Consider the following 26,210-nt stretch of genomic DNA (forward strand, 5'->3'; position numbering starts at 1 on the left):
GCTTTTTAAATATTATCACTTTCTCTCAATACATAACCCATTCCAATGATAGTATGAATGATTTTCTCTTCAGATTTGGCGTCTACTTTTTTTCGTAAATAATTGACATATACATCGACTACATTGGTGCCTAAATCATAATCAATTCCCCAAACCGCATCCAGAATATCCTGTCGCGACAATACTTTTTTCTTGTTCTTGATAAAAAACAACAGCAATTTGTATTCTGTAGAAGTTAAAGAGATTTCCTCGTTGGCACGAATCACTGTTTTAGTGTAATCATTGACCGTTAAGTCTCCAAAAAAATAGGTGTCTTTATCATTTACAGCCGTTTCAGAAGTTAATGATTTGCCTTTGGAGCGTCGGATAAGTGTTTTAATTCGGGCTACTAATTCGATAAACTTAAATGGTTTTACCAGATAATCATCCGCACCATTTTCCAATCCTAAAACTATATTTTCTGAAGTTCCTAAAGCAGTTAAAAAAAGTATGGGTACAAATTGGTTTTCAATTCTAATGGCTTTGCAGACCTCTAAACCGTTCATTTCGGGCAACATGATGTCCAAAATGATTAAATCAAAAGTATTGTCTAAGGCCAATTGTAAACCGGTCTTGCCATCAAAGGCAACACTAACTTCAAATCCTTCTTCTGACAGTCCTTTTTTAATAAATGAAACAACATGGGCTTCGTCTTCAACCAAAAGTATTTTTTTCATGAATAGTGTAAAAGATGTTTTCCGGAAAGTTGCTCTAAAAATTTAACATCATTGATCTTCGCAAATTAAAAAAAATCGCCCGAAGTTAATACCTTTGTAACCTAATTTTAACGCAAAATGAAATTCAACACCAAAGTCATACATGGCAATCAACACCATGAAGAAGTAACCGGAGCGGTAATGCCGCCGGTATTTCAAACCTCAACATACGCACAAGTTTCACCCGGAAAACCCGTTGGTGATTACGAATATTCTCGTGCGGCAAATCCAACCCGTCAAGCTTTAGAAGATGCCTTAGCCAGTATTGAAAATGGTGCACGCGGCTTAGCTTTCGCCTCAGGATTAGCGGCAACCGATTGCTTACTCCGTCTTTTCAAAGCCGGAGATGAAATCATTGCGATGGACGATTTATATGGTGGAACGTATCGTTTGTTTACCCGCTTGTACAACAACAGCGGTATTAAATTCCATTTTGTGGACATGAATGATATGGCTAAATTTCAGTCATTGATTAATGAAAATACGAAGTTGGTTTGGGTAGAAACGCCTACCAATCCGTTGATGAAATTGGCTGACATTGCCGAAATAGCAAAAGTCACTAAAAAACACGACATCCTTTTTGCGGTAGACAATACTTTTGCCACGCCTTATTTGCAAAAACCATTGGATTTAGGTGCTGATATCGTAATGCATTCGGCGACGAAATATTTAGGCGGACACAGTGATGTAATTGCCGGTGCTTTGATTATAAAAGATAAAGCTTTGGGCGATGAATTACATTTTAAACAATTTGCGACCGGCGGTACATTGGGTCCAATGGACAGTTTCTTGGTTTTACGCGGCATCAAAACCTTACATTTAAGAGTACAAAGACACTGTGAAAACGGAGAAAAAGTGGCCCAATTTTTAGCCAATCACCCTGAAGTAGACAAGGTATTTTATCCCGGATTGCCCGACCATCCTTTTCATGACATTGCCAAAAAACAAATGAGTGGCTTTGGCGGTATGGTTTCGTTTACTTTCAAATCAGGAAAAAAAGAAGATGCGATTTCATTTTTGGAAAAACTAAAAGTATTCACTTTGGCCGAATCCCTTGGCGGAGTTGAATCTTTGGCGAATCATCCTGCTTTAATGACACACGCTTCGATTCCGGAAGACAAACGAAAAGAAGTTGGGATTACTGACGATTTAGTACGTTTAAGCACCGGTGTGGAAGACATTGATGATTTGCTGGCTGATTTAGAACAAGCTTTTAGGTAAAGTAATTCAGAAATAATAAAAAGCCGGAAGAAAACTTCCGGCTTTTTTGTAAATTCTATCGAAAATAAATGTTTGTATTTATAAGAAAAATTATGTTTTTTTAATTATTATATGTATTTTATCGATTATTTATGTTGTTTTGGCGATTATTAAAATTCTTTATTTAAGTTTATACTACATAATTTAAAAACCAGCCCCATGAAAACAATTAACCTAAAAACCGCTTTTAAACTTTCCCTTTTGGCACTGATACTATGCAGCACAAAGGTTTTTTCATTCACAAAGATACCTAGTGAAGCGAGTTCTAAAGGGAGTGAGTCAAGAACTTGTTTTGTAAACAAAGCAACAAAGTCGTCAAAAACAGCTTCCAAAACTTACTCTACAACTTCTAAAGGCTATGCCATGCAATCTAAAGCAAAGAAATTTTTTAAAAAGTAACCTCTTAGCCTTGCTAAGATGAAAGCATTATTTAAAGTTTACAAAAAAAGTCCTGAATGCTCAGGACTTTTTTTATGCTATTTACCAAAAAATCAGAATCCGTAATTTACGCCTATTCCTATAACCTGACGGGTTTGAAATCCGGCAAAGGCATTATCGTCATAAATGGTTTGGAAGGCAAAATTGGTGGTCAAGTATTTGTTGACCTTCATTACAATATTTAAAGTATAATCGATATCAATATTATAAGGATCTTCCAGATAATTGGTATAAGAATTAAAAATGTTTTCGGCGGTTACATTTTCCATCAAATTGAATTTGTAATAAGCATTTACTGCAGCACCAAACTCATATCTTGAAGATTCTCCCATAGCCACCCCAAAAGCTGGACCAAGTTCTGTAAAATGAGGGTGAACCACAATCACTTTTGAAGTAGCAGGCGCGACATTTATTTTAAAATTATCGCTTTTCTTCCACATCATACCCGGTCCGAATTGGGTGTAAGCGGGTGAAAAGAAATGTGATATTTTAACCGTATTGTCGGCAGGATCAAATCCTGAGTCAAGTTGGGTTTTAAAATTAAAAAAGAAAGAATAGTACCATTCGCCTGATGCTTTTTTCCCTAATAAAGAATTGAATTCTATTCTGTCATCTGTTTTTTGAAGGTCTTGGTCTTTGATTTTGGTCAACCCATAATTAGCAAAAAACTTGTTGTCCCATGTCCAAGTATCACTTTTATAATTAAAATCATATTTTACGCCCATGTTTCCGGAAATACTGCTTTGTCCACCAGCTAACCAATTGTTAAAACTGGCTTGATTGGCCAAGAAAGTAAAAACGCCTTTCTTCTCCCAACCGTTGGGCTTTTCTTCTTGAATTTTAGCAATTGTTTCTTCCGTTTTCTTTAGTAATTCTTTTTCACTGACTTGAGAAAATATAGTGTTGGCAGATAAAAGTAACCACGTGGCTAATAAAACTCTTTTCATTTTTTTGAATGTTTTTTAAATTTCGATGCAAAGGTAAGAATACATTCGATTTAAACAAATCCTGATAAAAAGATAATTAACTGATTTTCAGCTATAAAGCTATTTTGCTTTTTTAAATAAAGGAACTGCGGAGCAAGCCTCACCATACATGATGCTTTTAGCAAAAGGTTGGAGTTTTTGTACTGCCATGATGTAAGCACTTTCAGGAACGGGTTTTTTAGAACAACCTTTGATGATGACCGGTTTGTCTTGGTATGGGGAATAATCAAGAGTTGGCAAAATCTCTTGATATAAAGCCGTATTCAAATCGTTTATGTTGCCCAATACTACTTTTTGAGCAAAAGGCGAAACATAAGTGGTTACCAAAATAGTAGCCCAAGCCGGCACTATCGCGTCAGTTGAACAATGAATGGCTACAAAATGATTTTGGTATTGTGTCCAGTCGTGGTTTTTCAAAGCTTCGCGAAAGTCTTTTTCTTTCAATAAAAAGCCTTCTAAAAGCCATTGAGAAATGTCTATTTGTGTCCGAATGCCGCTGGGATAATAATCTTCCAAATCGAACACTTCGAGGGCTGAGTTGGCTACTCTGTTGATGATTTCGTCCATGGTTTTAGTGTTCAGTGTTCAGTATTCAGTGTTCAGTAGCAAAAACTGCCTACTGCTACTTGCTTACTGAACCCAAATTTTTAAAGCATTCCGAGTTCTAACTTGGCTTCTTCACTCATTAAATCTTTGCTCCAAGGCGGATCAAAAGTAATCTCTACTTCACAAGACTTTACAGCCTCTATTTTGGTGATTTTTTCTTCTACTTCGCGTGGTAATGTTTCGGCTACGGGACAGTTAGGTGAAGTTAGTGTCATCAAAACTTTTACTTCGTTGTCTTCGTTAATCATTACGTCGTAGATTAAGCCTAATTCATAAATATCAACAGGAATTTCCGGGTCATAAATACCTTTGAGTACTTTGACTACATTTTCGCCTAAATTGATATCGTCTTTAAATTCTTCCATAGTTTTTTAATTTTTAGCATTAAATGCCAAAGCATACATTTTAAGTTTTTTAATCATAGAGACCAAACCGTTGGCTCTTGTTGGAGACAAATGTTCTTTAAGACCGATTTCGTCAATAAAATCGGTGTTGGCTTCTAAAATAGCCGAGGCTTTTTGATTAGAAAATACCCGAATCAGAATGGCTATAATGCCTTTGGTTAAAATCGCATCGCTATCGGCGGTGAAGACTACTTTATCGCCTAGTTGCTCGGCGTGAACCCAAACTTTCGATTGGCAACCGGTAATAATGTTGTCTTCCGTTTTGTATTGTTCTTCAATTAGCGGGAGTGATTTACCGAGCTCGATGATATATTCGTAGCGTTGCATCCAATCGTCGAACATGGAGAACTCGTCTACAATCTCGTCTTGTATTTCTTTTATGCTCATTCTTCTTTTTCTTTGGCCAAAGCTACTATTTTATTGACTAATTTTTCTATTTCTTTTGGTGGAAAACCGTGATCAAAATCGGTAGTTTCATAATTGTTATCTTGATAGCGTATTTTGAAATTCGCAATCGCAGCGCCATCATAAAAGCGCTTTTGGGTTGGGTCTTTTAGCTTTGGAATATCTTCTAAATTAATTTTGGCGAAAGCCGAAACCATTTCTTTCCAATCGGCATCCGAAATCTTAACTTCTACCGGTAAAGCGCCTTCGCTTCGGTCATTGAAAATCGTTGCTTTTTGATTAATAACGACAATCTTTTGGTAAAAACCACGCGTATTCGCCGTGTATTGAATGGTGGTGTTTGTCAAGTCGTTTTGTGCTTCATTGGTACAACTTTTTCCGAGGAAAATCGTTAGTAAAATCATGGTTATTGTTTTCATACTGTTGTTTTTTAGCCCGGATAGGAGCGACATCCTTTTTTAGTTGAAACTAAAAAAGATACAGCGGATAGCCGGAAATAGCTTCTTAAAATTTTAACTCAACATCATTTGGGCTTTCTTTACCGCTTCGACCATGGTGTCAATTTCTTCTTTGGTATTGTAAAAAGCGAAACTCGCTCTTATCGTTCCCGGAATTTGGAAGAAATCCATAATCGGCTGGGCGCAATGATGTCCGGTGCGCACCGCTATTCCTAACTTATCGATAATTGTGCCAATGTCGTACGGATGAATGCCGTTGATGTTAAACGAAATTACGGAAGTTTTTTCTTTTGCGGTACCGAAAATTTTCAACCCTTCGATTTCCAATAATTTTTCGGTAGCATATTCCAACAATTCATGTTCGTATTTGGCGATGTTGTCAAAACCAATTTCATTCAAATAATCAATAGCTGTTCCGAGTACGATTCCATCCGCAATATTGGGCGTACCGGCTTCGAACTTGTGTGGCAAGTCGGCATAAGTTGTTTTCTCAAATGTCACCGTCGCAATCATTTCACCGCCGCCTTGGTATGGTGGTAATTTGCGCAACCATTCTTCTTTTCCGTAAAGGATTCCGATTCCGGTTGGACCACAAATTTTATGCCCCGAAAACACATAAAAATCACAATTCAAAGCTTGAACATCGGGTTTTAAATGCGGTGTAGCTTGGGCACCATCGATTAAAATCGCCGCACCAACTTCATGCGCTTTATCAATCATTTCCTTGATGGGGTTAATCGTTCCCAAAGCATTTGAAATATGATTTACGGTTACGATTTTGGTTTTAGTCGAAAGCAATTTGTCGTATTCCGACATAATCAATTCGCCATTTTCATTCATCGGAATGACTTTCAAAGCCGCACCGGTTTTCTCACATAGCATTTGCCAAGGCACGATGTTGCTGTGGTGTTCTAAAGCAGAAACCATAACCTCATCACCGGGTTTTAAAAAGGCCGCAAAACCATTGGCAACCGCATTAATTCCATGAGTGGTTCCCGAAGTAAAAATCACTTCGTGCGCGTGTTTGGCATTGATATGATTTTGAATTTTTCCACGAGAAACTTCATACGCATCAGTAGCCAATTGGCTCAAAGTATGCACGCCGCGGTGAATGTTGGCATTAATTTCTTGGTAATATTTAGATATCGCGTCGATGACCACTTGTGGTTTTTGCGAAGTTGCGCCGTTATCAAAATAGACGAGTGGTTTGCCATTGACTTTTTGGGAAAGTATCGGAAAATCAGCTCTGATTTTTTGGATGTCTAACATGGTATTATTTAGAAAAATTCTAAATACAAAAGTAGAAAAATTGAAGTGGAAAAAACCACGAATTCACGAATATTTATGATTTGTTATGGGATTAATTTTGAACCACAAAAGAGACAAGAATTTTCAAAAGCCACTAAAGTTTTGCGCCTTGGTTTTCTTTGTTTCTTTTGTGGTTAACTCTTCTTCAAACAATGTTTTATTTTTATAAATTGCTTCAAAATTATTCTCCATGAAAAAATTTCTCAAAATCTTTGGCATTTTATTGTTGATAGTCTTTGTTTATCTGCGCATTGAAATTTATCCGCAACTCGATTTGATATCGGGTTTTTCGGCCAAGAGCGTGGCTTCGGGTCATTTTATTGATGGTCGAAGTTTGGAAACCATTCAAAAAGGCGACAATGACATTGACAAAGTGGATTGGGCCAGCAATGAAATTGATGAAAACGGAAAGTATGCCGTATCCAAAGTGTATGGTTTAAAAACCCGCAAAGCCATTTACCGTAAAGGTTTGGGTGCAACTTTAATCAACGATGATTTTGATGAAACTAAGCCATACAATGTTCCGAAACGAGTTTTTTTGAAGAACAATTTGCCTTATCCTTTTGGTAATAACAATCCTGTAGATACTGTTTTTGGTGATATTGATTATGCCAAATTGCAGAAAGCGGTAGAAGATGCTTTTGATAAAAAAGGCGAGAAAAACAAACGCACACGTTCGGTAGTAGTCTTGTATAAAAACAAATTAATTGCCGAAAAATATGCCGATGGATTCAACAAAGAATCTAAAATTTTGGGTTGGTCGATGACCAAAAGTTTAACGGCAACTTATTTCGGAATTCTAAAAAAACAAGGCAAAATCGACATCACTAAACCGGCTCCGATTGCGGAATGGAAAAACGATGAGCGTTCCAAAATCACCATTAATGATTTGTTGCACATGAATTCCGGCTTGGAATGGGAAGAAGATTATAACAAAATTTCCGATGTAACTAAAATGCTTTTTATTGCGGAAGACATGACCAAACCTCAAATTGATAAGCCTTTGGTGGGCAAACCAAACAATACTTGGAATTATTCTTCAGGAACGACCAATTTATTGTCCGGGATTTTGCGAAAACAATTCAAAACCCACCAAGAATACTTAGATTTTTGGTACAGCAGTTTGTTTGATAAAATCGGGATGAATTCCGCTTTAGTCGAAGTTGATATAAGTGGGAATTTTGTGGGTTCATCTTATGGTTGGGCCACAACGCGTGATTGGGCGAAGTTTGGTTTGCTTTATTTAAACGAAGGAAACTGGAATGGCGAACAAATTTTTGATCCGAGTTGGGCCAAATATGTTGCCACACCAACCAACGGTTCTAACGGACAATACGGTGGACAATTTTGGTTAAACGCCGGCGGAAAGTTCCCCGATGTACCAAAAGATATGTTTTACTGCAGCGGATATCAAGGACAAATGGTGGCTATTTTCCCTAGTCACGACTTGGTTGTGGTACGTATGGGATTGAGCGAAGAATTTGACTTTAACGGGTTGTTAAGTGGTATTGTTGGTAGTTTGAGAAAATAATTAACCGCAAAGTTCGCGAAGAAATACGCAAAGAGCGCAAAGTGTAAATACTTGCGCTCTTTATGATTTTATAATATTTTAGTGTTAACTACAAATCGAACCCTAAATTCACGCCCAATTTCGTAGCGATAATTTTGGTAATACGCTTTTTCAATTCCGGGATTTTGATGCTTTCAATCACTTCATTCGAGAAGGCGTACATCAATAAGGCCTTGGCTTCTTTCTTCGGAATACCGCGTTGTTGCATATAGAACATGGCGGTTTCGTCTAATTGTCCGATGGTACAACCGTGGGAACACTTTACGTCATCGGCAAAAATTTCCAATTGCGGTTTGGCATTGATGGTGGCTTTGTCGCCTAATAAGATGTTGTTGTTCTGTTGGAAAGCATCGGTTTTTTGCGCTTCTTTTTCCACGAAAATTTTTCCGTTGAAAACGCCTGTCGAACTGTCGGCCAAAATGGTTTTGTAGTTCTGGTGGCTTTCGCAATTGGGCGTCGCGTGATTTACTAAAGTGTAATGGTCAACGTGTTGCTTGTCGCCAATGATGGTAATGCCTTTTAAAGTCGAATCGATTCTTTCGCCAAAATGATAGAAATTCAGGTTATTTCTGGTGATGTTGCCACCAAAAGAAAACGTGTGTACCGAAACGCGACTTTCCTGTTTTTGGGAAATATAAGTGTTGTCAATCAGGTTGGCCGATTGCAAGTCGTTTTGAATTTTATAGTAATCCACGATAGCGCGTTTTTGAGCAAAAATCTCGGTTACCGAATTGGTAAGCACCGGGTTTTCGTTTAAACTTTGGTGTCTTTCTATGATTTGTACGTGGGCATTTTCGCCTACGATAACCAAATTTCTCGGTTGAACCATCAGAGCGCTTTCAACGCCTGTTGAGAAATAAATGATTTCGATGGGTTTTTCCACCACTTTGCTTTTCGGAATGTTGATGTAGGCGCCTTCATTGGCGAAAGCCGTGTTTAAACTGGTCAAACTTTCGTCTTTGCTGGCTATTTTGTTGAAATACTCATCAATAATCATTTTGTATTTTGGTTTGTTTAAAGCCGAAGACATTAAGCAAACATCCAAACCGTCATGCGTTGTTGCTGATAAAAAAGAAGAGAATTTTCCATCCACAAAAATCACTTTGTGTGTGTCGATTTCGTGCAAGAAGTATTTTTTTACCTCAGCAAATTCGATGGCATTGTCGTGTTTCGGGAATACCGAATAGTCATTTTTTAAGATGGCATTCAGCGAAGTATATTTCCAGGCTTCCTCTTTTTTGGAGGGGAAACCTTTGTTCTCAAAGTTTTTAATGGCAGAAGTGCGCACGTCGTGCAATTCCGAATGAACATCAATGTGTTCTTCGAAAGCCATAAAAGACGAGATTAATTTTTCTTTCAATTCCATTATGCTTCTTGCTCTTGTTTAATCCAATCGTATCCTTTTTCCTCAAGTTCAAGTGCTAATGAAGCGTCGCCTGATTTTACAATTTTTCCGTCCATTAAAACGTGAACGAAATCAGGAATGATATAGTCTAACAAACGTTGGTAATGCGTAATGACTAACACCGCGTTATTTTCGTTTTTCAATTTGTTTACGCCGTTGGCCACAATTCGAAGCGCATCGATATCCAAACCGGAATCGGTTTCGTCAAGGATGGCTAATTTGGGTTCCAACATGGCCATTTGGAAAATCTCGTTACGTTTCTTTTCACCACCCGAAAAACCTTCGTTTAGCGAGCGGGATAAGAACTTGCGGTCGATTTCTAATAATTCTGATTTCTCACGAATCAATTTCAACATTTCATTCGCCGGCATTTCCTCTTTTCCGTTGGCTTTGCGGCTTTCGTTGATGGCGGTTTTCATAAAATTCGTCACTGAAACACCCGGAATTTCTACCGGATATTGGAACGACAAGAAAACCCCTTTGTGAGCTCTTTCTTCGGGAGCTAATTCTGAAATATCTTCGCCTTCCAAAAGGATTTCGCCTTCGGTTACTTCGTAGTTTTCATTTCCGGCAATGATGGACGAAAGTGTACTTTTTCCGGCACCGTTTGGTCCCATAATCGCGTGTACTTCTCCGGCATTTACCGTTAGGTTGATTCCTTTTAAAATCTCTTTATCTTCAACACTTGCGTGTAAATTTGTTATTTGTAACATTTTGTAAATGTGTTTTATTCTGATTTATGATTATCCTACTGAACCTTCTAACGAAATTTCGAGTAATTTTTGAGCTTCTACGGCAAATTCCATCGGCAACTTGTTCAATACATCTTTACTGAAACCGTTTACGATTAACGCAATGGCTTTTTCGGTTGGGATTCCGCGTTGGTTGCAATAGAATACTTGATCTTCTCCGATTTTGGAAGTGGTGGCTTCGTGCTCGATTTTAGCCGAAGCATTTTTACTTTCGATATACGGAAAAGTATGCGCGCCGCAATTGTTACCCATTAACAGCGAGTCACATTGAGAGAAGTTGCGGGCGTTTTCTGCTCTGGCACCAATTTGCACCAAACCGCGATAACTATTTTGTGATTTTCCGGCGGAAATCCCTTTAGAAATGATAGTCGATTTGGTGTTTTTACCCAAATGAATCATCTTGGTTCCGGTATCGGCTTGTTGGAAATTATTGGTTACGGCAATCGAGTAAAATTCGCCAATAGAATTATCGCCTTTTAATACGCATGACGGATATTTCCACGTCACGGCAGAACCTGTCTCTACTTGTGTCCAAGAGATCTTAGCGTTTTTCTCGCACAAACCTCTTTTGGTTACAAAGTTGAAAACACCGCCTTTTCCTTCTTTGTTGCCGGGATACCAATTTTGAACCGTTGAATATTTGATTTCGGCTCCATCTAAAGCAATTAGTTCAACAACCGCTGCGTGCAATTGATTTTCGTCCCGACTTGGCGCAGTACAACCTTCGAGATAGGAAACATAACTGTCTTCATCGGCGATTAACAGCGTTCTTTCGAATTGTCCGGTTCCGGCTTGGTTGATACGGAAATAGGTGGATAATTCCATTGGGCAACGAACGCCTTTTGGAATGTAACAGAAACTTCCGTCTGAGAAAACCGCTGAATTTAAAGCAGCATAAAAATTATCTCTTTGTGGCACAACCGTTCCTAAATATTTTTGAACTAAATCCGGATATTCGCGAATTGCTTCGGAAATACTCATGAAAATAATGCCTTTTTCGGCTAAAGTCTTTTTGAAAGTGGTTGCTACAGAAACCGAATCGACTACAATATCCATAGCGATATTGTTCATTTTTTTCTGTTCGTCAAGGGAAATGCCCAACTTTTTGTACATCGCCAAAAGTTCGGGATCTATATCGTCTAGGGTTTTGTTCGGGTCAGCTTTTTTGGGTGCCGAATAATAAGAAATCGCTTGAAAATCGGGTTTTTCGTAATGTACGTTGGCCCATTCCGGTTCGGTCATTTCCTGCCAAGCGCGAAATGCTTCTATGCGCCAATCGGTCATCCATTGCGGCTCTTCTTTTTTCAAAGAAATAGCGCGAACGATATCTTCATTGAGCCCAATAGGAAACGTCTCCGATTCTAAATCAGTATAGAAACCGTATTCGTATTCTTTATTTTCGAGTTCGACTTTTAAATCGTCTTCGGTATATTTTGCCATTTTGTTAGTTAATTTTTAGAGCGAAAAACTTTCGCCACATCCACAAGTTCTGGATGCATTTGGATTATTGAATACAAATCCTTTTCCGTTCAATCCGCCGGAGAATTCTAAAACGGTTCCGGCCAAGTACAAAAACGATTTTTTTTCTACAGCAATTTTTACATGGTTGTCTTCAAAAACCTTGTCGTTTTCTCCCAGTTCTTTATCGAACTTCAATTCATACGACAAACCCGAGCAACCACCACTTTTTACGCCTACTCGTACGTAATCTTTGGTTGCGTCAAAACCGTCTTCCTGCATCATATCGATGATTTTTTTGCTGGCTGTATCAGAAACTTTAATCATGTTTATTTTGATTTTGTCTAAATAAAGGGCAAAGTTAACACAAATATCTTTTTTTACGGCATTTCAAAGCATTTTTATAACTAATTTAAGAATAGAAAAAAGTGATTTTGGGGAATTAAAAGCGACAGATTTTTAGTAATTTGCAAACCGTTTACAAGATTAACCGAAGAAAATTCAACAAATGAAGCTATATCCTATTGAAGCCGGAAATTTTAAACTCGATGGCGGTGCTATGTTTGGCGTAGTTCCTAAAACCATTTGGAACAAAACCAATCCCGCAGACGAGAACAATTTGATTGACATTGCAGCGAGATGCCTGCTAATTGAAGACGGAAATCGGCTGATTTTGATTGATACCGGGATGGGCAATAAACAATCGGAAAAGTTTTTTGGATATTATTCGCTTTGGGGAAGTCATTCATTGGATGGTTCTTTGGCCAAATATGGTTTTCATCGCGATGATGTAACCGATGTTTTCATGACGCATTTGCACTTTGACCATTGTGGCGGCAGTGTGAATTGGAACAAAGACAAAACCGGTTACGAAGTCGCTTTCAAAAATGCGAAATTCTGGACGAATGACAACCATTGGGAATGGGCAACCAAACCTAACGCAAGGGAAAAAGCCTCTTTTCTTTCGGAAAACATTTTGCCAATGCAGGAAAGCGGACAATTAAACTTTATCAAAAGACCTGAAGGCGATTTTGGCGTTTCAGAAGAAATGGGATTCGGGATTTTTTATGTTGATGGTCACACCGAAAAAATGATGATTCCGCATATCCAGTACAATGATAAGACCATTGTTTTCTGTGCCGATTTGATTCCAACAGCGGGACATTTGCCTTTGCCTTATGTAATGGGTTACGACACCCGACCACTTTTAACCATGCCTGAAAAATCTAAATTTCTGCATGCCGCAGTAGAAAACAATTACTATTTGTGGTTAGAACACGATGCGCATAACCAAATCATCACGGTAGAAAACACTGAAAGAGGCATTCGTTTGAAAAATGTTTTTAGCGTAGAAGAAATCGTTTAACTTAAAATGAATCTGTATGGAAAATTTGAATTCGGTAATATTTTATAACATTGAGGAAGCCATCAAAACCTACAGAATGTATGCTCAAAACCAACTGAAAATTAATCAACTGAAGATTACCATTGACCAATGGTTGGTTTTAAAATGCTTGAAAGAAAATCCAAAATCAACCCAAATTGAATTAGCGGAAAAGGTATTCAAAGACAATGCTTCCATCACCAGAATTATAGATTTGTTGGTTAAAGCCGATTTTTTACATCGGGAAATCAATCCCAAAGACCGCAGGAAAACAGTCCTAAAAATTACAACTTCGGGACAAAAAATTTTAGATGATGTTTATAAAATTGTGTTGAAAAATAGAGCAAAAGCCTTAGAAAATATAACGCCACAAGAAATTGAAATGGTCAGTACAGTTTTGAAAAAAATCAGCTTCAATTGTAAAAAATAATTCTTTCCAGCTTTACGTATAGTGTTACATGTAAAGAAGTTATTTCAAAATGACCGCATTTTTCCTTATTGTTAATTTTGAAAAAACCATGTTTTCTTTGGCCTAATTTCTTACTCTAAATATGGAATTGAATAATTCGAAAAAGAACAACTTTAATTCCTTTAAAAGCAGCATCCAAAAGGATAAATGATAGTAGAAGTTATTGAGAAATTCACTAAAATCAAAAGTGTTAATTAATTTAGTCAAAGTACTTTTATTATTTTTGATAAGATACAGGCGCACCAAAACCCTTTATTTGATTCATTAATCGATACTAAATTATTGTTAAGGCCTTTATTTTTTGGTGTAAAAGAAATTATTTTTACATCAGTATAAATATTAAATAATTAAAAATGAGAGTTTTAGCCTATTCGTTTGTGTTATTGACCACCCTGTCAATGACAGCGCAACAAGCAACACAAACGAAAACGTACAAAAAAAACGCTTTAACCGAACAACAACAACAACGTTGGAGCCATTTGGATCTTGAAAAAGATTCTATTCCGGGCATGAGTGTGGACAAAGCCTATGCTGAGCTTTTAAAAAAGAAAAAAGGTAAAAAAGTTATAGTCGGGGTAATAGACTCCGGTGTTGATATCAATCATCCCGATTTGAAAGCTGTAATTTGGACCAATAAAAAAGAAATTGCCAACAACGGCAAAGACGATGATAAAAACGGATATACCGATGATGTACATGGTTGGAATTTCTTGGGCAATTCTAATAATGAAACCCTGGAATTAGTTCGCTATTTAAGAAAAGGCGATGATGGTTCAGAAATGTATAAAAAAGCCCAAAAAGAATACGAAGCTGAATACCAAAAAGTTTTTCCTTACAAAGAAACAGTTGATTTGTTAGTTGAAGCTGATAAAACTATTCGCGAATATTTAAAAAAAGAAAATTACACGCTTGAAGAGCTTAAAAATGTAGCTTCTGTAAAGTATGATTTGTATAAAAGTAAAAAAATAATGTTGGCTTACGCCGAAGATACCGGTGCTAATTTCAGAGAAGAACTAGAAGAATTCAAAGACTACGTTTACGACAAGCTAAGCTATAATTTGAATAAAGAATTTGACGGAAGAAAACAAGTAGGAGACAATCCTGAAGACCTTAAGGATAAAAAATACGGAAACAATATTGTTTATTCTAAAGAAAGAAAAGACTCTTCACACGGAACCCATGTCGCCGGAATAATTGCTCAAAAAAGAAACAACGGAATTGGCGGAGACGGTGTTGCTGAAAATGTAGAGATAATGCCGATTAGAGCTGTGCCCAACGGTGATGAATATGACAAAGATATCGCATTAGCCATTCGCTATGCGGTTGACAATGGTGCCAAAGTAATCAACGGAAGTTTTGGCAAAGATTATTCTCCTCACAAAGAATGGGTTTGGGATGCCATGAAATATGCCGAAAGCAAAGATGTTTTAATTGTCTTAGCCGCAGGGAATGATGGTAAAGATGTTGATTTCGAACCCAATTATCCGGAAGATACCGCCGACAAAAAAAATGAATTGGTAAGTAATGTGATAAAAGTAGGTGCAATCAATTACAATTATGGTGAAAATATTGTGGCTGACTTCTCTAACTTTGGAAGCGATAATGTAGATGTATTTGCCCCGGGCGTAAAAGTGTATGCCACTGTTCCGGGAAATAGTTTTAAGTACCAACAAGGCACTTCAATGGCGTCTCCAAATGTTGCGGGAGTAGCAGCTTTGATTCGTTCTTATTATCCGAATTTAAAAGCCAATCAAGTCAAACAAATTATAATGCAATCGGGAATGCCTTTAGATTTTGAAGTGAATGTTGGAGAAAACAAAGAAAAAAGAGCATTCTCAAAAGCGAGTGTTTCGGGTAAAATTGTAAATGCTTACAACGCTCTAAAAATGGCTGAAGAATTATCAAAGGAAACACCAAAAGAACCAAAACTATAATTTTACAGGGAAGATAGAAACTTCCCTTTTCTTAGAAAACATGATTAAAAAACTTTTTTCTATTTCTGTTTTATTGTTTGCCACAATAGCCACCGCTCAATCTGAAGGATATTGGCAACAAAAAGTCGACTATAAAATGGAAATATCGATGGATGTCAAAACCTATCAATACAACGGCAAACAAGAATTACTGTACACTAATAATTCCCAAGATACTTTAAGACGCGTTTATTACCATCTGTACAATAATGCGTTCCAACCGGGAAGCGAAATGGATGCCAGAATCCAGTCTATTGCGGATCCTGATGCCAGAATGGTTGACAAAATCAAAACAGGCGATGATACCGAGATTAATGAAAGCAGAGTGGCCAAATTAAAACCGAATGAAATTGGTTTTCTGAGAATTTCAAATTTTAAACAAGATGGTCTTTCGGCTAAAACAAAGGAAGTCGGGACTATTTTAGAAGTCGATTTAATCCAACCGCTTTTCCCCGGAAAATCTACTTTACTCTCCTTAGATTTCAATGGGCAAGTTCCTACGCAAATTAGACGCTCAGGAAGAAATAATAAAGAAGGTGTTGAACTTTCTATGGCGCAATGGTATCCTAAAATGGCTGAATTTGATTTTGAAGGTTGGCATGCCGATCCATACATTAGCAGAGAGTTTCACGGTGTTTGGGGTAATTTTGATGTCAAAATCACCATCGATAAAAATTATGTTTTGGGCGGAACAGGTTATTTACAAAACGCCAATGAAATTGGTCACGGTTATCAAGATGACGGAATTACAGTCTCTGTTCCAAAGAAGCAAAAAACACTTACATGGCATTTTTTAGCTCCTAATGTACATGATTTTACTTGGGCAGCTGATAAAGAATACATCCATGATAAATTGATGACAGACGAAGGTGTACTGTTACATTTTCTTTATAAAAACAATCCGAAAATCATCGACACCTGGAAAAAAGCCCAGCCTTTCACCGCCAAAATCTTAACGTATTACAATAACTTGGTTGGAAAATATCCGTACCAACAATATTCTGTTATTCAAGGTGGCGACGGGGGAATGGAGTATGCCATGTGTACTTTAGTTTTGGGCGAAGGCGAATTAAACGGCTTTGTAGGTTTGATTGCCCACGAATTTGGTCATTCTTGGTTCCAACATGTTTTGGCCAACAATGAAAGCAAACACAGTTGGATGGACGAAGGTTTTACTTCTTTTATTGAAGATTCGGTGATGAATGAATTGGCCGCTAAAAAATCATCCAATCCTTATTCAGGTGCTTATAAAAGTTATGTTGATTTAGCCAACTCCGGAAAAGAACAACCCTTATCTACTCATGCAGATCGTTTTGATTTCAACAAATGTTACAGCACTTCTTCCTATAGCAAAGGTGAAGTGTTTTTGGCCCAATTAATATATTTATTAGGCAGAGAAAATCTATCAAAAACCTTGAAGCGCTATTATACCGATTTTAAATTCAAACACCCAACGCCAAACGACATCAAAAGAACAGCGGAAAGAGTTTCCGGAGCCAATTTGGATTGGTATTTAAACGATTGGACACAAACTACTAACACGATTGATTATGCAATTAAAGAGGTTAGTGCGAAAGAAAATTCAACCACCATTACCTTAGAGAGAATCGGCAGAATGCCCATGCCAATTGATATGATAGTGGAATATACCGATGGTTCTCGTGAGAGTTTTTACATCCCGTTGCGCATGATGAGTTTTGAAAAAGAGAATCCTTATTCCAATCTCAAAAGAACTGTTATTGCCGATTGGGCTTGGGCTTTTCCAACCTACAGCTATTCATTACCTACAACAAAAACCATCAAAAAAGTGATGCTCGACCCAAGCGGTTTAATGGCCGACGTTAATAGAGCAAATAATATTTATGAAGTGAAATAAAAAAAGGCAACCAAATTGGTTGCCTTTTTTATAGTAATTTAATACTCGTTATCTCGTTGTAAATTCGGTATTTATTTTGCTTAGGATCAAAAAACTCCTGTTGGCGATAGTGAATCTCTAATTTATCACCTTTTACTATTTTGTTTTTTATAAACAAATTATCCCCATCAAAAGAAAATAACCAAATAAACTCTTGCTTAACATTCTTATCGTCTAACAGGTAAATAGTATTGAATTCAACTGCGGCTATGCTCTCAAAAGTACCGGTATAAAACAAATCTAATTCATCTTCCTGTGCTACATAGGTTTCTTCCGTGTCACTTTCTTTGGCTATTTTAAGAAAAACATCCGGGCAAATGGTTGCCATTTCTAATCCGACACTTTCTGCAATTTTTTCAATTGAAGCCATCTTATCATCAATATCAACATTAACCGTTTTTCGCTCTTTTTCGGTCAGTTTGTTTATAGCGTCAAAAATGCAAATCCCTAAATTAATATCGGTTACTTCTTTGGTTTTTATGCATTCACACGTGGAATTGGCTAATTTTTTATAAACTATTTCTTTTTTTTGAGCCACAAGCGCGAAAGGCATTAAGAGCAATAACAGTTTTAACTTCATGTCGGATACTTTTTGAATAGAACACGAAAGTAAAATAAACCAACCTATAAAAAAAACATTTTCATTTTATTATCAGAAAGCAAAAGGAGTTCCGTTTTGGAATTTGATTTTTGTGGAATAGAATTTGTAGATTTACCCCAAATTTTTTTCCTATGAAAAACCTAAACTTTTTATTGTTGTTCCTGGCTTTTGGGTTCGGATTTCAAAAAAGTCATGCCCAACCCATTCGATTCAAATCCAGCAGCGTCAGTTTTACTGAAAAAAAAAATGACGGTACTTGGAATGAATGGTCAGATTTTGTCGATGCCAATGTCTTAATCACTTTGGACCCAAAAAAAGATTTAATTTTGATTAATTCAGCCGAAGTACAATCTTTTAAAATCAAAGCTTACGGCGAAATTGAAGATAATGAAGAGGTAAACATCGTGCCTTTTGAGTGTGTTGACAATCGATATTCCAATTGTAATATATTCATCATCACCAAGAAAAAAGAAAACAATCGAATGCAAATTTATATCAATTACAATGAAGTAAAATTTGTTTACAACGTATACAATTCCAATTAATTTACCCTCAAACCAAATGGATTTCTCCTATCCGAAGGCTGAAAAACTCAAAAGCAAAAGCCTTATCGATTTGTTATTCTCCGAAGGCAAATCGGTGAGTAAATATCCGTTGCGTTTGGTTTATGTCGCTTGTGATTTTGAAGAAGATGTTCCTTTGAAAATGGGTGTTTCTGTTTCTAAAAAATATTTTAAAAAGGCGGTCGACCGCAATTACTTTAAACGAGTTTTGCGCGAGTGTTATCGCCTTAATAAATCGCAGTTAATTGATGCTTTGGACAAAAAATACTGCTTTATGTTCTTCTATCAAACCAGTGATAAACTATCCTACCAAGAAATAGAACAAAAGACCAAACAGCTTTTTGAAAAGTTTTCGAAAACAATTTCCGAAGAGAAATAAACAACTTATCTGCAAGACACACAATAAATTAGACACTATTTGCGTTTTAGTAGTCTAACTCTCTTTATTATGAAAACCAAACTTCTGATTTGTGCTGTGTTTATCTTGTTGTTTGCGTCTTGCAAACAGGCCGAAACCGACGATATCGCATCGGTAGATATGGCCGATGTTGCCGTTGACTCTACTGCTGTTGCTGCTGAAGATTATGATGCCTACGCCTCTGAATCTAATTATGATTCTAAAGCCAAAGACATGGCATCACCGTCTCCAAGAATTGATGAGTTGGAAGCCAAGATCATCAAATCGGGAAATCTTCGCTTTCAATCTGACGATTTAGAAGTTACTTACAATCAAATTCAAAGCACTGTAAAAAAATACAACGCCTTAATTAAAAATGATTCGCAAACTAATAATGATTATGCACTCTCAAGAACAGTCAATATCAGAATCCCAAACCAGCATTTTGATGCTTTTATAGCCGATATTTCTAAGGGCGTAAAATATTTTGACCAAAAAGAAATCTCCTCTCAAGATGTAACCGAGGAGTATATTGATGTGGCTTCTCGAATTAAAACAAAAAAGGTCTTAGAGGCACGCTATTTGGAACTGTTGAAAAAGGCTAATAAAGTGTCTGAAATGCTCGAAATTGAAAGCCAACTATCTGACATACGTGAAGAAATTGAAGCCAAAGAAGGCCGTTTGCGTTACCTTCAAAATAAAGTATCCATGAGTACTTTGGATATCGAGTTTTACAAACCGGTCGCTGCCGGAAGCAAAGCCACGGTTTCCTACGGCGGCAGAATCTGGAATGCCATAGCATCGGGCTTTAACGGAATTTCAAATTTCTTTATCGGTATAATCGAAAATTGGCCCATTATTATTACTTTAGTTGTCTTGATTTTACTGATCAGAAAACGATTTAAAAGAAAAAACCAATAACATGTTTTCAAAATTCAAAAAACGATATATTTTGCCGCTGGTATTGAGCGGATTCCTTTTTGTAGGCGTAAGTTTCAAAGATGATTTTTTCGAAATTTCTAAGCAAATAGAAATCTTCACCACGCTGTTTAAAACCATCAATCAAAACTATGTTGATGAAACCAATCCGGCCGAATTGATGGACAAAGCCATTAAAAGCATGTTGGCCGATTTGGATCCGTACACGAATTATTTCAACGAAGCCGATGTGATTAAATTCAAAATCAACAATACCGGAGAATACACCGGAATTGGCGCGATGATTACCCGAAAAGAAGACAAATTAATTATCAAAGAACCATATAAAGGATTTCCGGCAGACAAAGCCGGATTGAAAGCCGGAGATGAAATCATTCAAATTGGCGATGTCTTGCTGGCTGATTTTAAAGACGATGCTTCACAGTTGTTGAAAGGTGCCAAAAACACTAAAATCGATATCAAATATTTACGCCAAGGCAAACCTTTAACAGCGCAATTGATTTTGGATGAAGTAGAAGTCAAAGCAGTTCCTTTTTATGGTAAAATAGATGATAAAACCGGTTATATTGTTTTATCACAATTCAACAAAAAAGCGTCTTCAGAAACCAAAGAAGCTTTAGAGAAATTAAAAAATGACGGCGCAACCCAAATTATTTTAGACTTGCGCGGCAATCCGGGCGGCTTACTCAACGAAGCAGTAAATATTTGCAATTTATTTGTGCCCAAAGGAGAAATCATAGTAACCACTAAATCCAAAAACGAAAAATACAACAACACTTATAAAACCACTCGCGAACCTATTGATACTGAAATTCCGTTGGTTGTAATTGTTGACGGGAAAAGTGCTTCGGCTTCGGAAATTGTTTCGGGTGCTTTACAAGATTTAGACCGCGCTGTGATTGTAGGTAGCAGAAGTTTCGGAAAAGGATTGGTGCAACGTCCGATTGATATGACTTACGGTACACAAGTAAAAGTAACCATTTCAAGATATTACACGCCTTCCGGCAGATGTATTCAAGCATTGAATTACAACAAAAAAGACAAAAGCGGCAAAGCCACTCGTACGGATGAAAAAAATTACAATGCTTTCAAAACCAAAAAAGGCAGACCCGTGTATGATGGCGGCGGCGTCTTACCGGATGTGGAAATTGAAGAAACCAAAACTAGTACCATCGCGGAAGCTTTACAAAAAAACGATGGGATTTTCAATTATGTAACTTCCTATTACTACAAAAATCCAAATCTTGGTGATAAAATTCCAACCATCACCGATGCAGATTTTGCGGATTTTAAAGCTTTTTTGAAAAGAGAAAAAATAGAATTCAATACTGAAACGGAAGTAGCATTGAAAAACACTTTGGAAAAAGCCAAAAAAGAAAATGTTGACTCTGCCATTAATGCTGAATACCAACAATTATTGACTGCTTTACAAAAAAGTGAAGAAACCATGATAGACAAAAACCAAAAAGAAATCAAAAATTTAATCTTGGATGAAATCATCAAACGCTACCAATACAAAGAAGGATTATATCAATATTACGCCAAAAGCAACTTAGAAATCAAAAAAGCCGTCGGTATTCTAAACAATACGGCTGAATATAACAAGATTTTAAAAATTTAACATGAAACTACTCAAATATTTGCCCTTACTTTTCTTTGGGTTTTTACACGCACAAGAAGAAGTAGTTCATTCGGTTTATTTTGATTTTGACAAATTTGTTTTGAATGAAGTTCAGGTCAAAGATGTTGTAGATTTTATCAAAAAAACAGATTCCACCCGAATTGAATCCATTCAGATTTTTGGTTATACCGACGACATTGGAAAAGAAGCTTATAACTTCAAGCTTTCTACCAAACGGGCTAACGAAATTCAGAATAAATTTATTGAAAACGGGATCAAAAGTAAAATCATCGTAACCATAGAGGGAAAGGGAAGAATCCTAATTGATGATGATATTGTAGAAAACCTACCGGAAAAACGCTCCAAAAACAGACGCGTAGATGTGGTGCTCAATTTAAAACCACTACCTAAAATTGAAATTCCCGGCTACTACAATTCGATTCAAAAAAAACACATCATTGGTGATCACATTTACCTCAACGATGTGTTGTTTGAAAGAGGCAGCAGTAAATTGACTTTCAAATCGAAAACCGAATTGGACAAAATTGCCAAACTCTTATTGAAATACAAAAACCTGCAATTTGAAATTCAAGGCCATGTTTGTTGTACACCGCCCTATCAAAAAGAAGCGATTGACAAAGACACTAAAAAACGGCAATTATCTACCAACAGAGCTCAAACGGTTTACAAGTATTTAATTTGGAAAAAAATCCCGAAAGAAAGAATGACTTTCAAAGGTTACGGCAACACAGTGCCTTTGGGAAAAGGTACCGAATATGATCGCAGGGTTGAATTGGTGATTTCTAAAGTATAATTATTCTTTGCGCATTTCAATGTGTGGAATGTCATCTTCTAAATACATCTCACTGGTTTGAATAAAACCGTGGCTTTCGTAGAATTTCTTCAAATACAATTGGGCCGAAATCGTAATTTTTCTTTGGTCGAAATGCGATTTGATTACCTGAATCGCTTCTCGCATTAAAATGTGTCCCAATTTTTTGGAACGCGAATGCTCTTTAACGACAACCCGACCAATAGAGGCTTGCTCAAAATAATCGTGTGGTTTAAATAATCGGGCGTAAGCCACTATTTCACCATTGTCTTCTCCTATCAAGTGTAATGCCTTCTCATCTTTTCCGTCAATATCCTGATAAACGCAATTTTGCTCCACAATAAAGACCTCCGCGCGCAATTGCAGTAAATCATAAAGCTCTTTGGTAGAAAGCGCCTCAAATCGCTTTATTTTCCATTCTAAGTTCATGCGTTTTATTTTTTGATTTGTATGGATTTGATGATGGATTCCAATTCAAACATCAAATCGCGTTTTTCTTTAGATGGTGCGTAACAAAATCCCTCAAGCACCAATATTCTTTTGTGTTCTTTATCAAATATGGCGTAGTTGATGAATGGTCCCGACATGAAGTCGTTTTTCATTTGCCAAGTGCCTTTGGTTTCATAAGTTTTTCTACCGGCCAAAGTGGTTTTGGAAAAATAAGGCGAATAAGCTTCTTCGGTTACCATTCGAGTATTGTAGGCTGATCCATGAATATATTTTCGCCCAATTGAATCTCTAATTTTTACGATATTATTAACTGCGTTGTTAGGTCGAATACCGCTCCAGGGAATTTGGTAAATAATTACGCTGGTGTTGCCGCTGGTGATTTCACTTTTGAGCCAAATAAAATTCTTTCTTCGCATCACATATTCATACTTGGAAGGTATGAGCAAATCGATATTGAATTTTTTTTGAATTTTTTTGGTGTCCAACAATGAATCTTTGAAAATCTTTTGGCTTTGTGTTATTTCAATCGCGCGCATTTTTTGGATAATCTCCGGAGCATTCTCTTCCAGGATTTCCAATATTTCTGCTGTGCTTCTGCCGGAAATGTGCACGGCATTTTGTGGCGATGCAAATTCATTTTCCTTGATTTCAAATTTATTTTCATTGTCCTTTTTGACGATGATAATGTTTCTGGCATCGGTTGAAAAGCCTTCAAAAAGCTTTACAGGATATTGGTTGATGTTAAACAAAGGTTCTTCTTGCGGCAAACCCAAAACCGGTGAAGCAAATTTGTTTCTGATACTGTCACCAACTTCTCCGTTCCAAAGTTGGTCGTCAATAATTACGGCTATAGTATTTATCGCAGCCGAAGAAGCATCGGGAAACTTGTCCTTTTTAAACGAACAAGAACTCGCAATACACGCGACAAAAAGCCATAAAAAAAGGGTTTTATTCATAACTGAAATAAAACCCAAATTTATAGAAGATTTTCGGATTAACCGTTGTTAATTTTTAACTTCATACCCGGTTTTAAACTTTCGTTTTTAATGCCGTTCCATTTTTTGATATCTGAAATGGTTACTCCCGGATATTTTTTAGCGATGCTAAATAAAGAATCCCCTTTTTTCACGTAGTATGTTTTTACTTCGTTTCTGTCATTGGCCGCGATGTTCTCTTTTTTAGAAGATTTCGCTTCGTTAACCGCCACCTCTTTTTTGGAAACTATTAGAGTTTCGCCCAATTTCACATTGTTGCTTTCCAAACCGTTCCATTCTTTGATTTCGGCTAAAGTAACATTGTATTTTTTGGCAATTGAACCCAAATATTCCCCTTTTTTAACTTTGTGCTCTACAATTTTTGTTTCGGTTTTTGGTTCTTCTGTTACTGCATTTTCATCTTTGTTAACCAAGGCTAATTTAGAACCCGATTGAACATTTAAATCATCCAAATTGTTCCACTTTTTTAAATCTTCTAAGCTAACATTGAATTTTTTGGCAATGCTGAATAAGTTATCGCCTCTTTGTACTTCATAATAATCGCTGGAATTTTCGTTTGTGTCAACATTGTTATCATTAGAAGCTACTGCAGTTTCTGCTTTATTTTCAACGATAGCTTTAACTTCTTTTCTAACTGTGGTAACTACTCTTTCGTTTTTGATGATTTTTAAATTGGCGCCCAAAGCAATATTATTGCTTTTCAGTTTGTTCCATTTTTTTACTTCAGCAACCGAAACACCATATTTTCCTGAAATCTCTCCCAGATTATCACCTTTTCTAACTTTGTGGTATTTCACAACGTCTTTATAGGTAACCACTTTTTCTTCTTTAAAAATTTTGTTAGTGTTTGAAGCTACAACGGTAGTATCGGCTGACTTTGTTGGTTTGCTTTCGTTGGAAGCGATAGCGGTATTGTTATCTTCGGCTACGTAAATTTTTAGGTTTCTGCCCAATGGTGCTTTGCTGCTTCTCAAGCGATTCCATTTTTTCAACTCCGAAACCGTAACACCGTATCGGTCTGAAATTTTACTCAAGCTTTCGCCTTTTCTTACTTTATGATACTTTACGTTTCCGTAATCTGTTGAGGCTACAGCAGTCCTTTCAAAAGGTTTTTCTCTTTTACTGAATTCGTAATCCGCATAAGCGTAAATCTTATCTTCGTTGGAAGTGAAAACAGCAATTTTGTCAACCGGCAATCTCAAAAAGTGACTTTGTCCGGAGATATATGGTACTTCTTCTCTTTTGTATGACGGATTTAAAAATTGCAATTCGGCTACAGAAACATCTAATAAATCGGCTATTTGTTTGAATGTTAATGCTCTTTTTACCATAACCGTATCGGTGGCAAAATGGTTGGCAATTGCTCTATCCGGTTTAATGCCGTGTTCTTTATGGTATTCAAAAATATACATGGTGGCCAAAAATGCCGGCACATAACCTTGCGTTTCTTTGTGCAAATAAGGTCTGATGTTCCAATAGTTTTGTTTTCCGCCTGAACGACGAATCGCTTTAGCCACATTTCCCGGACCGGTATTATAAGACGCTAAAACTAAGTCCCAATCCCCAAAAATGGCATACATATTTTTCATGTATTGTGTTGCCGCATTACTGGCTTTCAAAGGATCACTTCTTTCGTCTACATAAGTATCAACTTTTAAGCCGTATTGTTTTCCGGTTTGGTACATAAACTGCCATAAACCTGTGGCACCAACTCTGGAAACCGCTCTTGGGTTCAAAGCCGATTCAACTACGGACAAATACTTAATTTCTAGAGGAATATTTTGCGCCGCCAAAGACTCTTCAAACATTGGGAAGTAATATTGAGAAATACCTATCAATCTCTCAAAAGAACGTTTTCTATTCTTTAAAAATGATTTGATTACATTCTCTAATCCTTGATTGTATTCAATGTTAAAAGGGGATTTCTCGTCTAGAGCTTTTAGTCTTTCTTTCAAAAGCGCTGTTGGCAATTCGTAATCTACTTTTTGATCAACATCAATATTTTTAATGTCGAATGTCAACTCGTTGTACAAATCCAAACTGGCCAATTCTTTCATCCACATACTATCGATACATTTGGCCATATTATCATGTACAAAAGTTGCTTTGATAGAATCAAGGACTTCTCTTTTGGTTAGTTCTTTCTTGGGTAGCTTAATTTGAGTCGGCAATGATTTGATGGTATCTTGGGCAAAAATTGCCGAAGATGCCAGGACGAGTGCCAATGTTGTTATTTTTCTAATATTCATACTGTAATATTATAAGT

Annotated in this window: 27 protein-coding genes; 12 read left to right on the forward strand and 15 right to left on the reverse strand. The window is 36.8% G+C overall.

Annotated features, from left to right (window positions below; genetic code table 11):
• Positions 1-5: 5 nt before the first annotated feature.
• Positions 6-716 (reverse strand): response regulator transcription factor, encoded by a 711-nt coding sequence (locus P7V56_RS02165; protein WP_171221313.1) that lies wholly within the window; start codon positions 714-716, stop codon positions 6-8.
• A gap of 117 nt (positions 717-833) precedes the next feature.
• On the opposite strand from P7V56_RS02165, the gene P7V56_RS02170 reads away from it, so the two are divergent.
• Both P7V56_RS02170 and P7V56_RS02175 read left to right on the forward strand, forming a co-directional pair.
• Positions 834-1,976: a cystathionine gamma-synthase gene (locus tag P7V56_RS02170; protein ID WP_171221312.1), complete on the forward strand. Its 1,143-nt coding sequence runs from the start codon at positions 834-836 to the stop codon at positions 1,974-1,976.
• A 198-nt stretch (positions 1,977-2,174) separates the two neighbouring features.
• Positions 2,175-2,414 (forward strand): hypothetical protein, encoded by a 240-nt coding sequence (locus tag P7V56_RS02175; RefSeq protein WP_171221311.1) that lies wholly within the window; start codon positions 2,175-2,177, stop codon positions 2,412-2,414.
• A 92-nt stretch (positions 2,415-2,506) separates the two neighbouring features.
• Here P7V56_RS02175 and P7V56_RS02180 read toward each other — a convergent pair whose 3' ends face one another.
• From P7V56_RS02180 to P7V56_RS02205, 6 genes are all read right to left on the reverse strand, one after another.
• Entirely contained in the window at positions 2,507-3,400 is an 894-nt protein-coding gene (locus P7V56_RS02180; protein ID WP_171221310.1) for a DUF3078 domain-containing protein, read from the reverse strand.
• 99 nt (positions 3,401-3,499) lie between these two features.
• Positions 3,500-4,006, reverse strand: a complete 507-nt coding sequence (locus P7V56_RS02185) for a DUF2480 family protein (protein WP_171221309.1) — start codon at positions 4,004-4,006, stop codon at positions 3,500-3,502.
• 80 nt (positions 4,007-4,086) lie between these two features.
• Positions 4,087-4,410 (reverse strand): SUF system Fe-S cluster assembly protein, encoded by a 324-nt coding sequence (locus P7V56_RS02190; RefSeq protein WP_171221308.1) that lies wholly within the window; start codon positions 4,408-4,410, stop codon positions 4,087-4,089.
• Positions 4,411-4,416: 6 nt separating this feature from the next.
• Entirely contained in the window at positions 4,417-4,836 is a 420-nt protein-coding gene (locus tag P7V56_RS02195; RefSeq protein WP_171221307.1) for a SufE family protein, read from the reverse strand.
• Positions 4,833-5,273, reverse strand: a complete 441-nt coding sequence (locus P7V56_RS02200) for a hypothetical protein (protein ID WP_171221306.1) — start codon at positions 5,271-5,273, stop codon at positions 4,833-4,835. The genes P7V56_RS02195 and P7V56_RS02200 overlap by 4 nt, the downstream gene beginning before the upstream one ends.
• Positions 5,274-5,366: 93 nt before the next feature.
• A complete protein-coding gene (locus tag P7V56_RS02205; protein ID WP_171221305.1) occupies positions 5,367-6,581 on the reverse strand; it encodes an aminotransferase class V-fold PLP-dependent enzyme in 1,215 nt (404 codons plus the stop codon).
• Positions 6,582-6,810: 229 nt separating this feature from the next.
• On the opposite strand from P7V56_RS02205, the gene P7V56_RS02210 reads away from it, so the two are divergent.
• Positions 6,811-8,151 (forward strand): serine hydrolase domain-containing protein, encoded by a 1,341-nt coding sequence (locus P7V56_RS02210; RefSeq protein WP_171221304.1) that lies wholly within the window; start codon positions 6,811-6,813, stop codon positions 8,149-8,151.
• A gap of 88 nt (positions 8,152-8,239) precedes the next feature.
• Here P7V56_RS02210 and sufD read toward each other — a convergent pair whose 3' ends face one another.
• The 4 genes from sufD to P7V56_RS02230 are packed head-to-tail and all read right to left on the reverse strand — an operon-like array spanning position 8,240 to position 12,132.
• A complete protein-coding gene (sufD, locus tag P7V56_RS02215; protein WP_171221303.1) occupies positions 8,240-9,556 on the reverse strand; it encodes a Fe-S cluster assembly protein SufD in 1,317 nt (438 codons plus the stop codon).
• A complete protein-coding gene (gene sufC / locus P7V56_RS02220) occupies positions 9,556-10,308 on the reverse strand; it encodes a Fe-S cluster assembly ATPase SufC (RefSeq protein WP_171221302.1) in 753 nt (250 codons plus the stop codon). Before sufC ends, sufD begins: the two co-directional genes overlap by 1 nt.
• 30 nt (positions 10,309-10,338) lie before the next feature.
• Positions 10,339-11,787: a Fe-S cluster assembly protein SufB gene (gene sufB / locus P7V56_RS02225; protein ID WP_171221301.1), complete on the reverse strand. Its 1,449-nt coding sequence runs from the start codon at positions 11,785-11,787 to the stop codon at positions 10,339-10,341.
• A gap of 15 nt (positions 11,788-11,802) precedes the next feature.
• Positions 11,803-12,132, reverse strand: coding sequence for a HesB/IscA family protein (locus P7V56_RS02230; protein WP_171221300.1), 330 nt, complete (start codon positions 12,130-12,132; stop codon positions 11,803-11,805).
• Between the two features lie 181 nt (positions 12,133-12,313).
• On the opposite strand from P7V56_RS02230, the gene P7V56_RS02235 reads away from it, so the two are divergent.
• From P7V56_RS02235 to P7V56_RS02250, 4 genes are all read left to right on the forward strand, one after another.
• Entirely contained in the window at positions 12,314-13,171 is an 858-nt protein-coding gene (locus P7V56_RS02235; protein ID WP_171221299.1) for an MBL fold metallo-hydrolase, read from the forward strand.
• 16 nt (positions 13,172-13,187) lie between these two features.
• On the forward strand, positions 13,188-13,619 hold the full coding sequence (locus P7V56_RS02240; RefSeq protein ID WP_171221298.1) for a MarR family winged helix-turn-helix transcriptional regulator: 432 nt from the start codon (positions 13,188-13,190) through the stop codon (positions 13,617-13,619).
• A 392-nt stretch (positions 13,620-14,011) separates the two neighbouring features.
• On the forward strand, positions 14,012-15,592 hold the full coding sequence (locus P7V56_RS02245) for a S8 family peptidase (RefSeq protein WP_171221297.1): 1,581 nt from the start codon (positions 14,012-14,014) through the stop codon (positions 15,590-15,592).
• 40 nt (positions 15,593-15,632) lie between these two features.
• Positions 15,633-17,507, forward strand: a complete 1,875-nt coding sequence (locus P7V56_RS02250; RefSeq protein ID WP_171221296.1) for a M1 family metallopeptidase — start codon at positions 15,633-15,635, stop codon at positions 17,505-17,507.
• Positions 17,508-17,535: 28 nt separating this feature from the next.
• On the opposite strand, the gene P7V56_RS02255 is transcribed toward P7V56_RS02250, so the two are convergent.
• On the reverse strand, positions 17,536-18,126 hold the full coding sequence (locus P7V56_RS02255) for a hypothetical protein (protein ID WP_171221295.1): 591 nt from the start codon (positions 18,124-18,126) through the stop codon (positions 17,536-17,538).
• 152 nt (positions 18,127-18,278) lie between these two features.
• On the opposite strand from P7V56_RS02255, the gene P7V56_RS02260 reads away from it, so the two are divergent.
• From P7V56_RS02260 to P7V56_RS02280, 5 genes are all read left to right on the forward strand, one after another.
• Positions 18,279-18,692, forward strand: a complete 414-nt coding sequence (locus P7V56_RS02260; protein ID WP_171221294.1) for a hypothetical protein — start codon at positions 18,279-18,281, stop codon at positions 18,690-18,692.
• Between the two features lie 16 nt (positions 18,693-18,708).
• The gene (gene rnpA, locus P7V56_RS02265) at positions 18,709-19,089 is read left to right on the forward strand and encodes a ribonuclease P protein component (RefSeq protein ID WP_171221293.1); all 381 of its coding nucleotides are present in this window, start codon (positions 18,709-18,711) and stop codon (positions 19,087-19,089) included.
• Between the two features lie 69 nt (positions 19,090-19,158).
• A complete protein-coding gene (locus P7V56_RS02270) occupies positions 19,159-20,028 on the forward strand; it encodes a DUF4349 domain-containing protein (RefSeq protein ID WP_171221292.1) in 870 nt (289 codons plus the stop codon).
• A gap of 1 nt (position 20,029) precedes the next feature.
• Complete coding sequence (locus P7V56_RS02275; protein ID WP_171221291.1) at positions 20,030-21,667, forward strand: S41 family peptidase; 1,638 nt, start codon at positions 20,030-20,032, stop codon at positions 21,665-21,667.
• Position 21,668: 1 nt separating this feature from the next.
• The gene (locus P7V56_RS02280; RefSeq protein ID WP_171221290.1) at positions 21,669-22,481 is read left to right on the forward strand and encodes an OmpA family protein; all 813 of its coding nucleotides are present in this window, start codon (positions 21,669-21,671) and stop codon (positions 22,479-22,481) included.
• Here the strand turns inward: P7V56_RS02280 and P7V56_RS02285 are convergent, their stop codons facing one another.
• Genes P7V56_RS02285 through P7V56_RS02295 form a run of 3 tightly spaced genes read right to left on the reverse strand, consistent with a single transcriptional unit; the run spans position 22,482 to position 26,193 of the window.
• Positions 22,482-22,928 carry a GNAT family N-acetyltransferase gene (locus P7V56_RS02285; protein ID WP_171221289.1) on the reverse strand — a complete coding sequence of 149 codons (447 nt, stop codon included), beginning with the start codon at positions 22,926-22,928 and terminating at the stop codon, positions 22,482-22,484. It lies immediately after the preceding gene.
• Between the two features lie 5 nt (positions 22,929-22,933).
• Positions 22,934-23,905 (reverse strand): DUF4837 family protein, encoded by a 972-nt coding sequence (locus P7V56_RS02290; RefSeq protein WP_171221288.1) that lies wholly within the window; start codon positions 23,903-23,905, stop codon positions 22,934-22,936.
• 38 nt (positions 23,906-23,943) lie between these two features.
• Positions 23,944-26,193, reverse strand: a complete 2,250-nt coding sequence (locus P7V56_RS02295; RefSeq protein WP_171221287.1) for a LysM peptidoglycan-binding domain-containing protein — start codon at positions 26,191-26,193, stop codon at positions 23,944-23,946.
• Positions 26,194-26,210: the final 17 nt, after the last annotated feature.

This window comes from Flavobacterium sp. IMCC34852, assembly GCF_030643905.1.
GTDB lineage: Bacteria > Bacteroidota > Bacteroidia > Flavobacteriales > Flavobacteriaceae > Flavobacterium > Flavobacterium rivulicola.

Coding starts and splice junctions, on each gene's coding strand:
- sufB (WP_171221301.1), bottom strand. CDS start 11,787: ATGGCAAAATATACCGAAGACGATTTAAAAGTCGAACTCGAAAATAAA.
- P7V56_RS02205 (WP_171221305.1), bottom strand. CDS start 6,581: ATGTTAGACATCCAAAAAATCAGAGCTGATTTTCCGATACTTTCCCAA.
- P7V56_RS02275 (WP_171221291.1), top strand. CDS start 20,030: ATGTTTTCAAAATTCAAAAAACGATATATTTTGCCGCTGGTATTGAGC.
- P7V56_RS02290 (WP_171221288.1), bottom strand. CDS start 23,905: ATGAATAAAACCCTTTTTTTATGGCTTTTTGTCGCGTGTATTGCGAGT.
- P7V56_RS02200 (WP_171221306.1), bottom strand. CDS start 5,273: ATGAAAACAATAACCATGATTTTACTAACGATTTTCCTCGGAAAAAGT.
- P7V56_RS02185 (WP_171221309.1), bottom strand. CDS start 4,006: ATGGACGAAATCATCAACAGAGTAGCCAACTCAGCCCTCGAAGTGTTC.
- P7V56_RS02165 (WP_171221313.1), bottom strand. CDS start 716: ATGAAAAAAATACTTTTGGTTGAAGACGAAGCCCATGTTGTTTCATTT.
- P7V56_RS02180 (WP_171221310.1), bottom strand. CDS start 3,400: ATGAAAAGAGTTTTATTAGCCACGTGGTTACTTTTATCTGCCAACACT.
- P7V56_RS02195 (WP_171221307.1), bottom strand. CDS start 4,836: ATGAGCATAAAAGAAATACAAGACGAGATTGTAGACGAGTTCTCCATG.
- P7V56_RS02270 (WP_171221292.1), top strand. CDS start 19,159: ATGAAAACCAAACTTCTGATTTGTGCTGTGTTTATCTTGTTGTTTGCG.
- P7V56_RS02245 (WP_171221297.1), top strand. CDS start 14,012: ATGAGAGTTTTAGCCTATTCGTTTGTGTTATTGACCACCCTGTCAATG.
- P7V56_RS02240 (WP_171221298.1), top strand. CDS start 13,188: ATGGAAAATTTGAATTCGGTAATATTTTATAACATTGAGGAAGCCATC.
- P7V56_RS02260 (WP_171221294.1), top strand. CDS start 18,279: ATGAAAAACCTAAACTTTTTATTGTTGTTCCTGGCTTTTGGGTTCGGA.
- sufD (WP_171221303.1), bottom strand. CDS start 9,556: ATGGAATTGAAAGAAAAATTAATCTCGTCTTTTATGGCTTTCGAAGAA.
- P7V56_RS02285 (WP_171221289.1), bottom strand. CDS start 22,928: ATGAACTTAGAATGGAAAATAAAGCGATTTGAGGCGCTTTCTACCAAA.
- P7V56_RS02230 (WP_171221300.1), bottom strand. CDS start 12,132: ATGATTAAAGTTTCTGATACAGCCAGCAAAAAAATCATCGATATGATG.
- P7V56_RS02190 (WP_171221308.1), bottom strand. CDS start 4,410: ATGGAAGAATTTAAAGACGATATCAATTTAGGCGAAAATGTAGTCAAA.
- sufC (WP_171221302.1), bottom strand. CDS start 10,308: ATGTTACAAATAACAAATTTACACGCAAGTGTTGAAGATAAAGAGATT.
- P7V56_RS02280 (WP_171221290.1), top strand. CDS start 21,669: ATGAAACTACTCAAATATTTGCCCTTACTTTTCTTTGGGTTTTTACAC.
- P7V56_RS02295 (WP_171221287.1), bottom strand. CDS start 26,193: ATGAATATTAGAAAAATAACAACATTGGCACTCGTCCTGGCATCTTCG.
- P7V56_RS02250 (WP_171221296.1), top strand. CDS start 15,633: ATGATTAAAAAACTTTTTTCTATTTCTGTTTTATTGTTTGCCACAATA.
- P7V56_RS02210 (WP_171221304.1), top strand. CDS start 6,811: ATGAAAAAATTTCTCAAAATCTTTGGCATTTTATTGTTGATAGTCTTT.
- P7V56_RS02235 (WP_171221299.1), top strand. CDS start 12,314: ATGAAGCTATATCCTATTGAAGCCGGAAATTTTAAACTCGATGGCGGT.
- P7V56_RS02175 (WP_171221311.1), top strand. CDS start 2,175: ATGAAAACAATTAACCTAAAAACCGCTTTTAAACTTTCCCTTTTGGCA.
- P7V56_RS02170 (WP_171221312.1), top strand. CDS start 834: ATGAAATTCAACACCAAAGTCATACATGGCAATCAACACCATGAAGAA.
- rnpA (WP_171221293.1), top strand. CDS start 18,709: ATGGATTTCTCCTATCCGAAGGCTGAAAAACTCAAAAGCAAAAGCCTT.
- P7V56_RS02255 (WP_171221295.1), bottom strand. CDS start 18,126: ATGAAGTTAAAACTGTTATTGCTCTTAATGCCTTTCGCGCTTGTGGCT.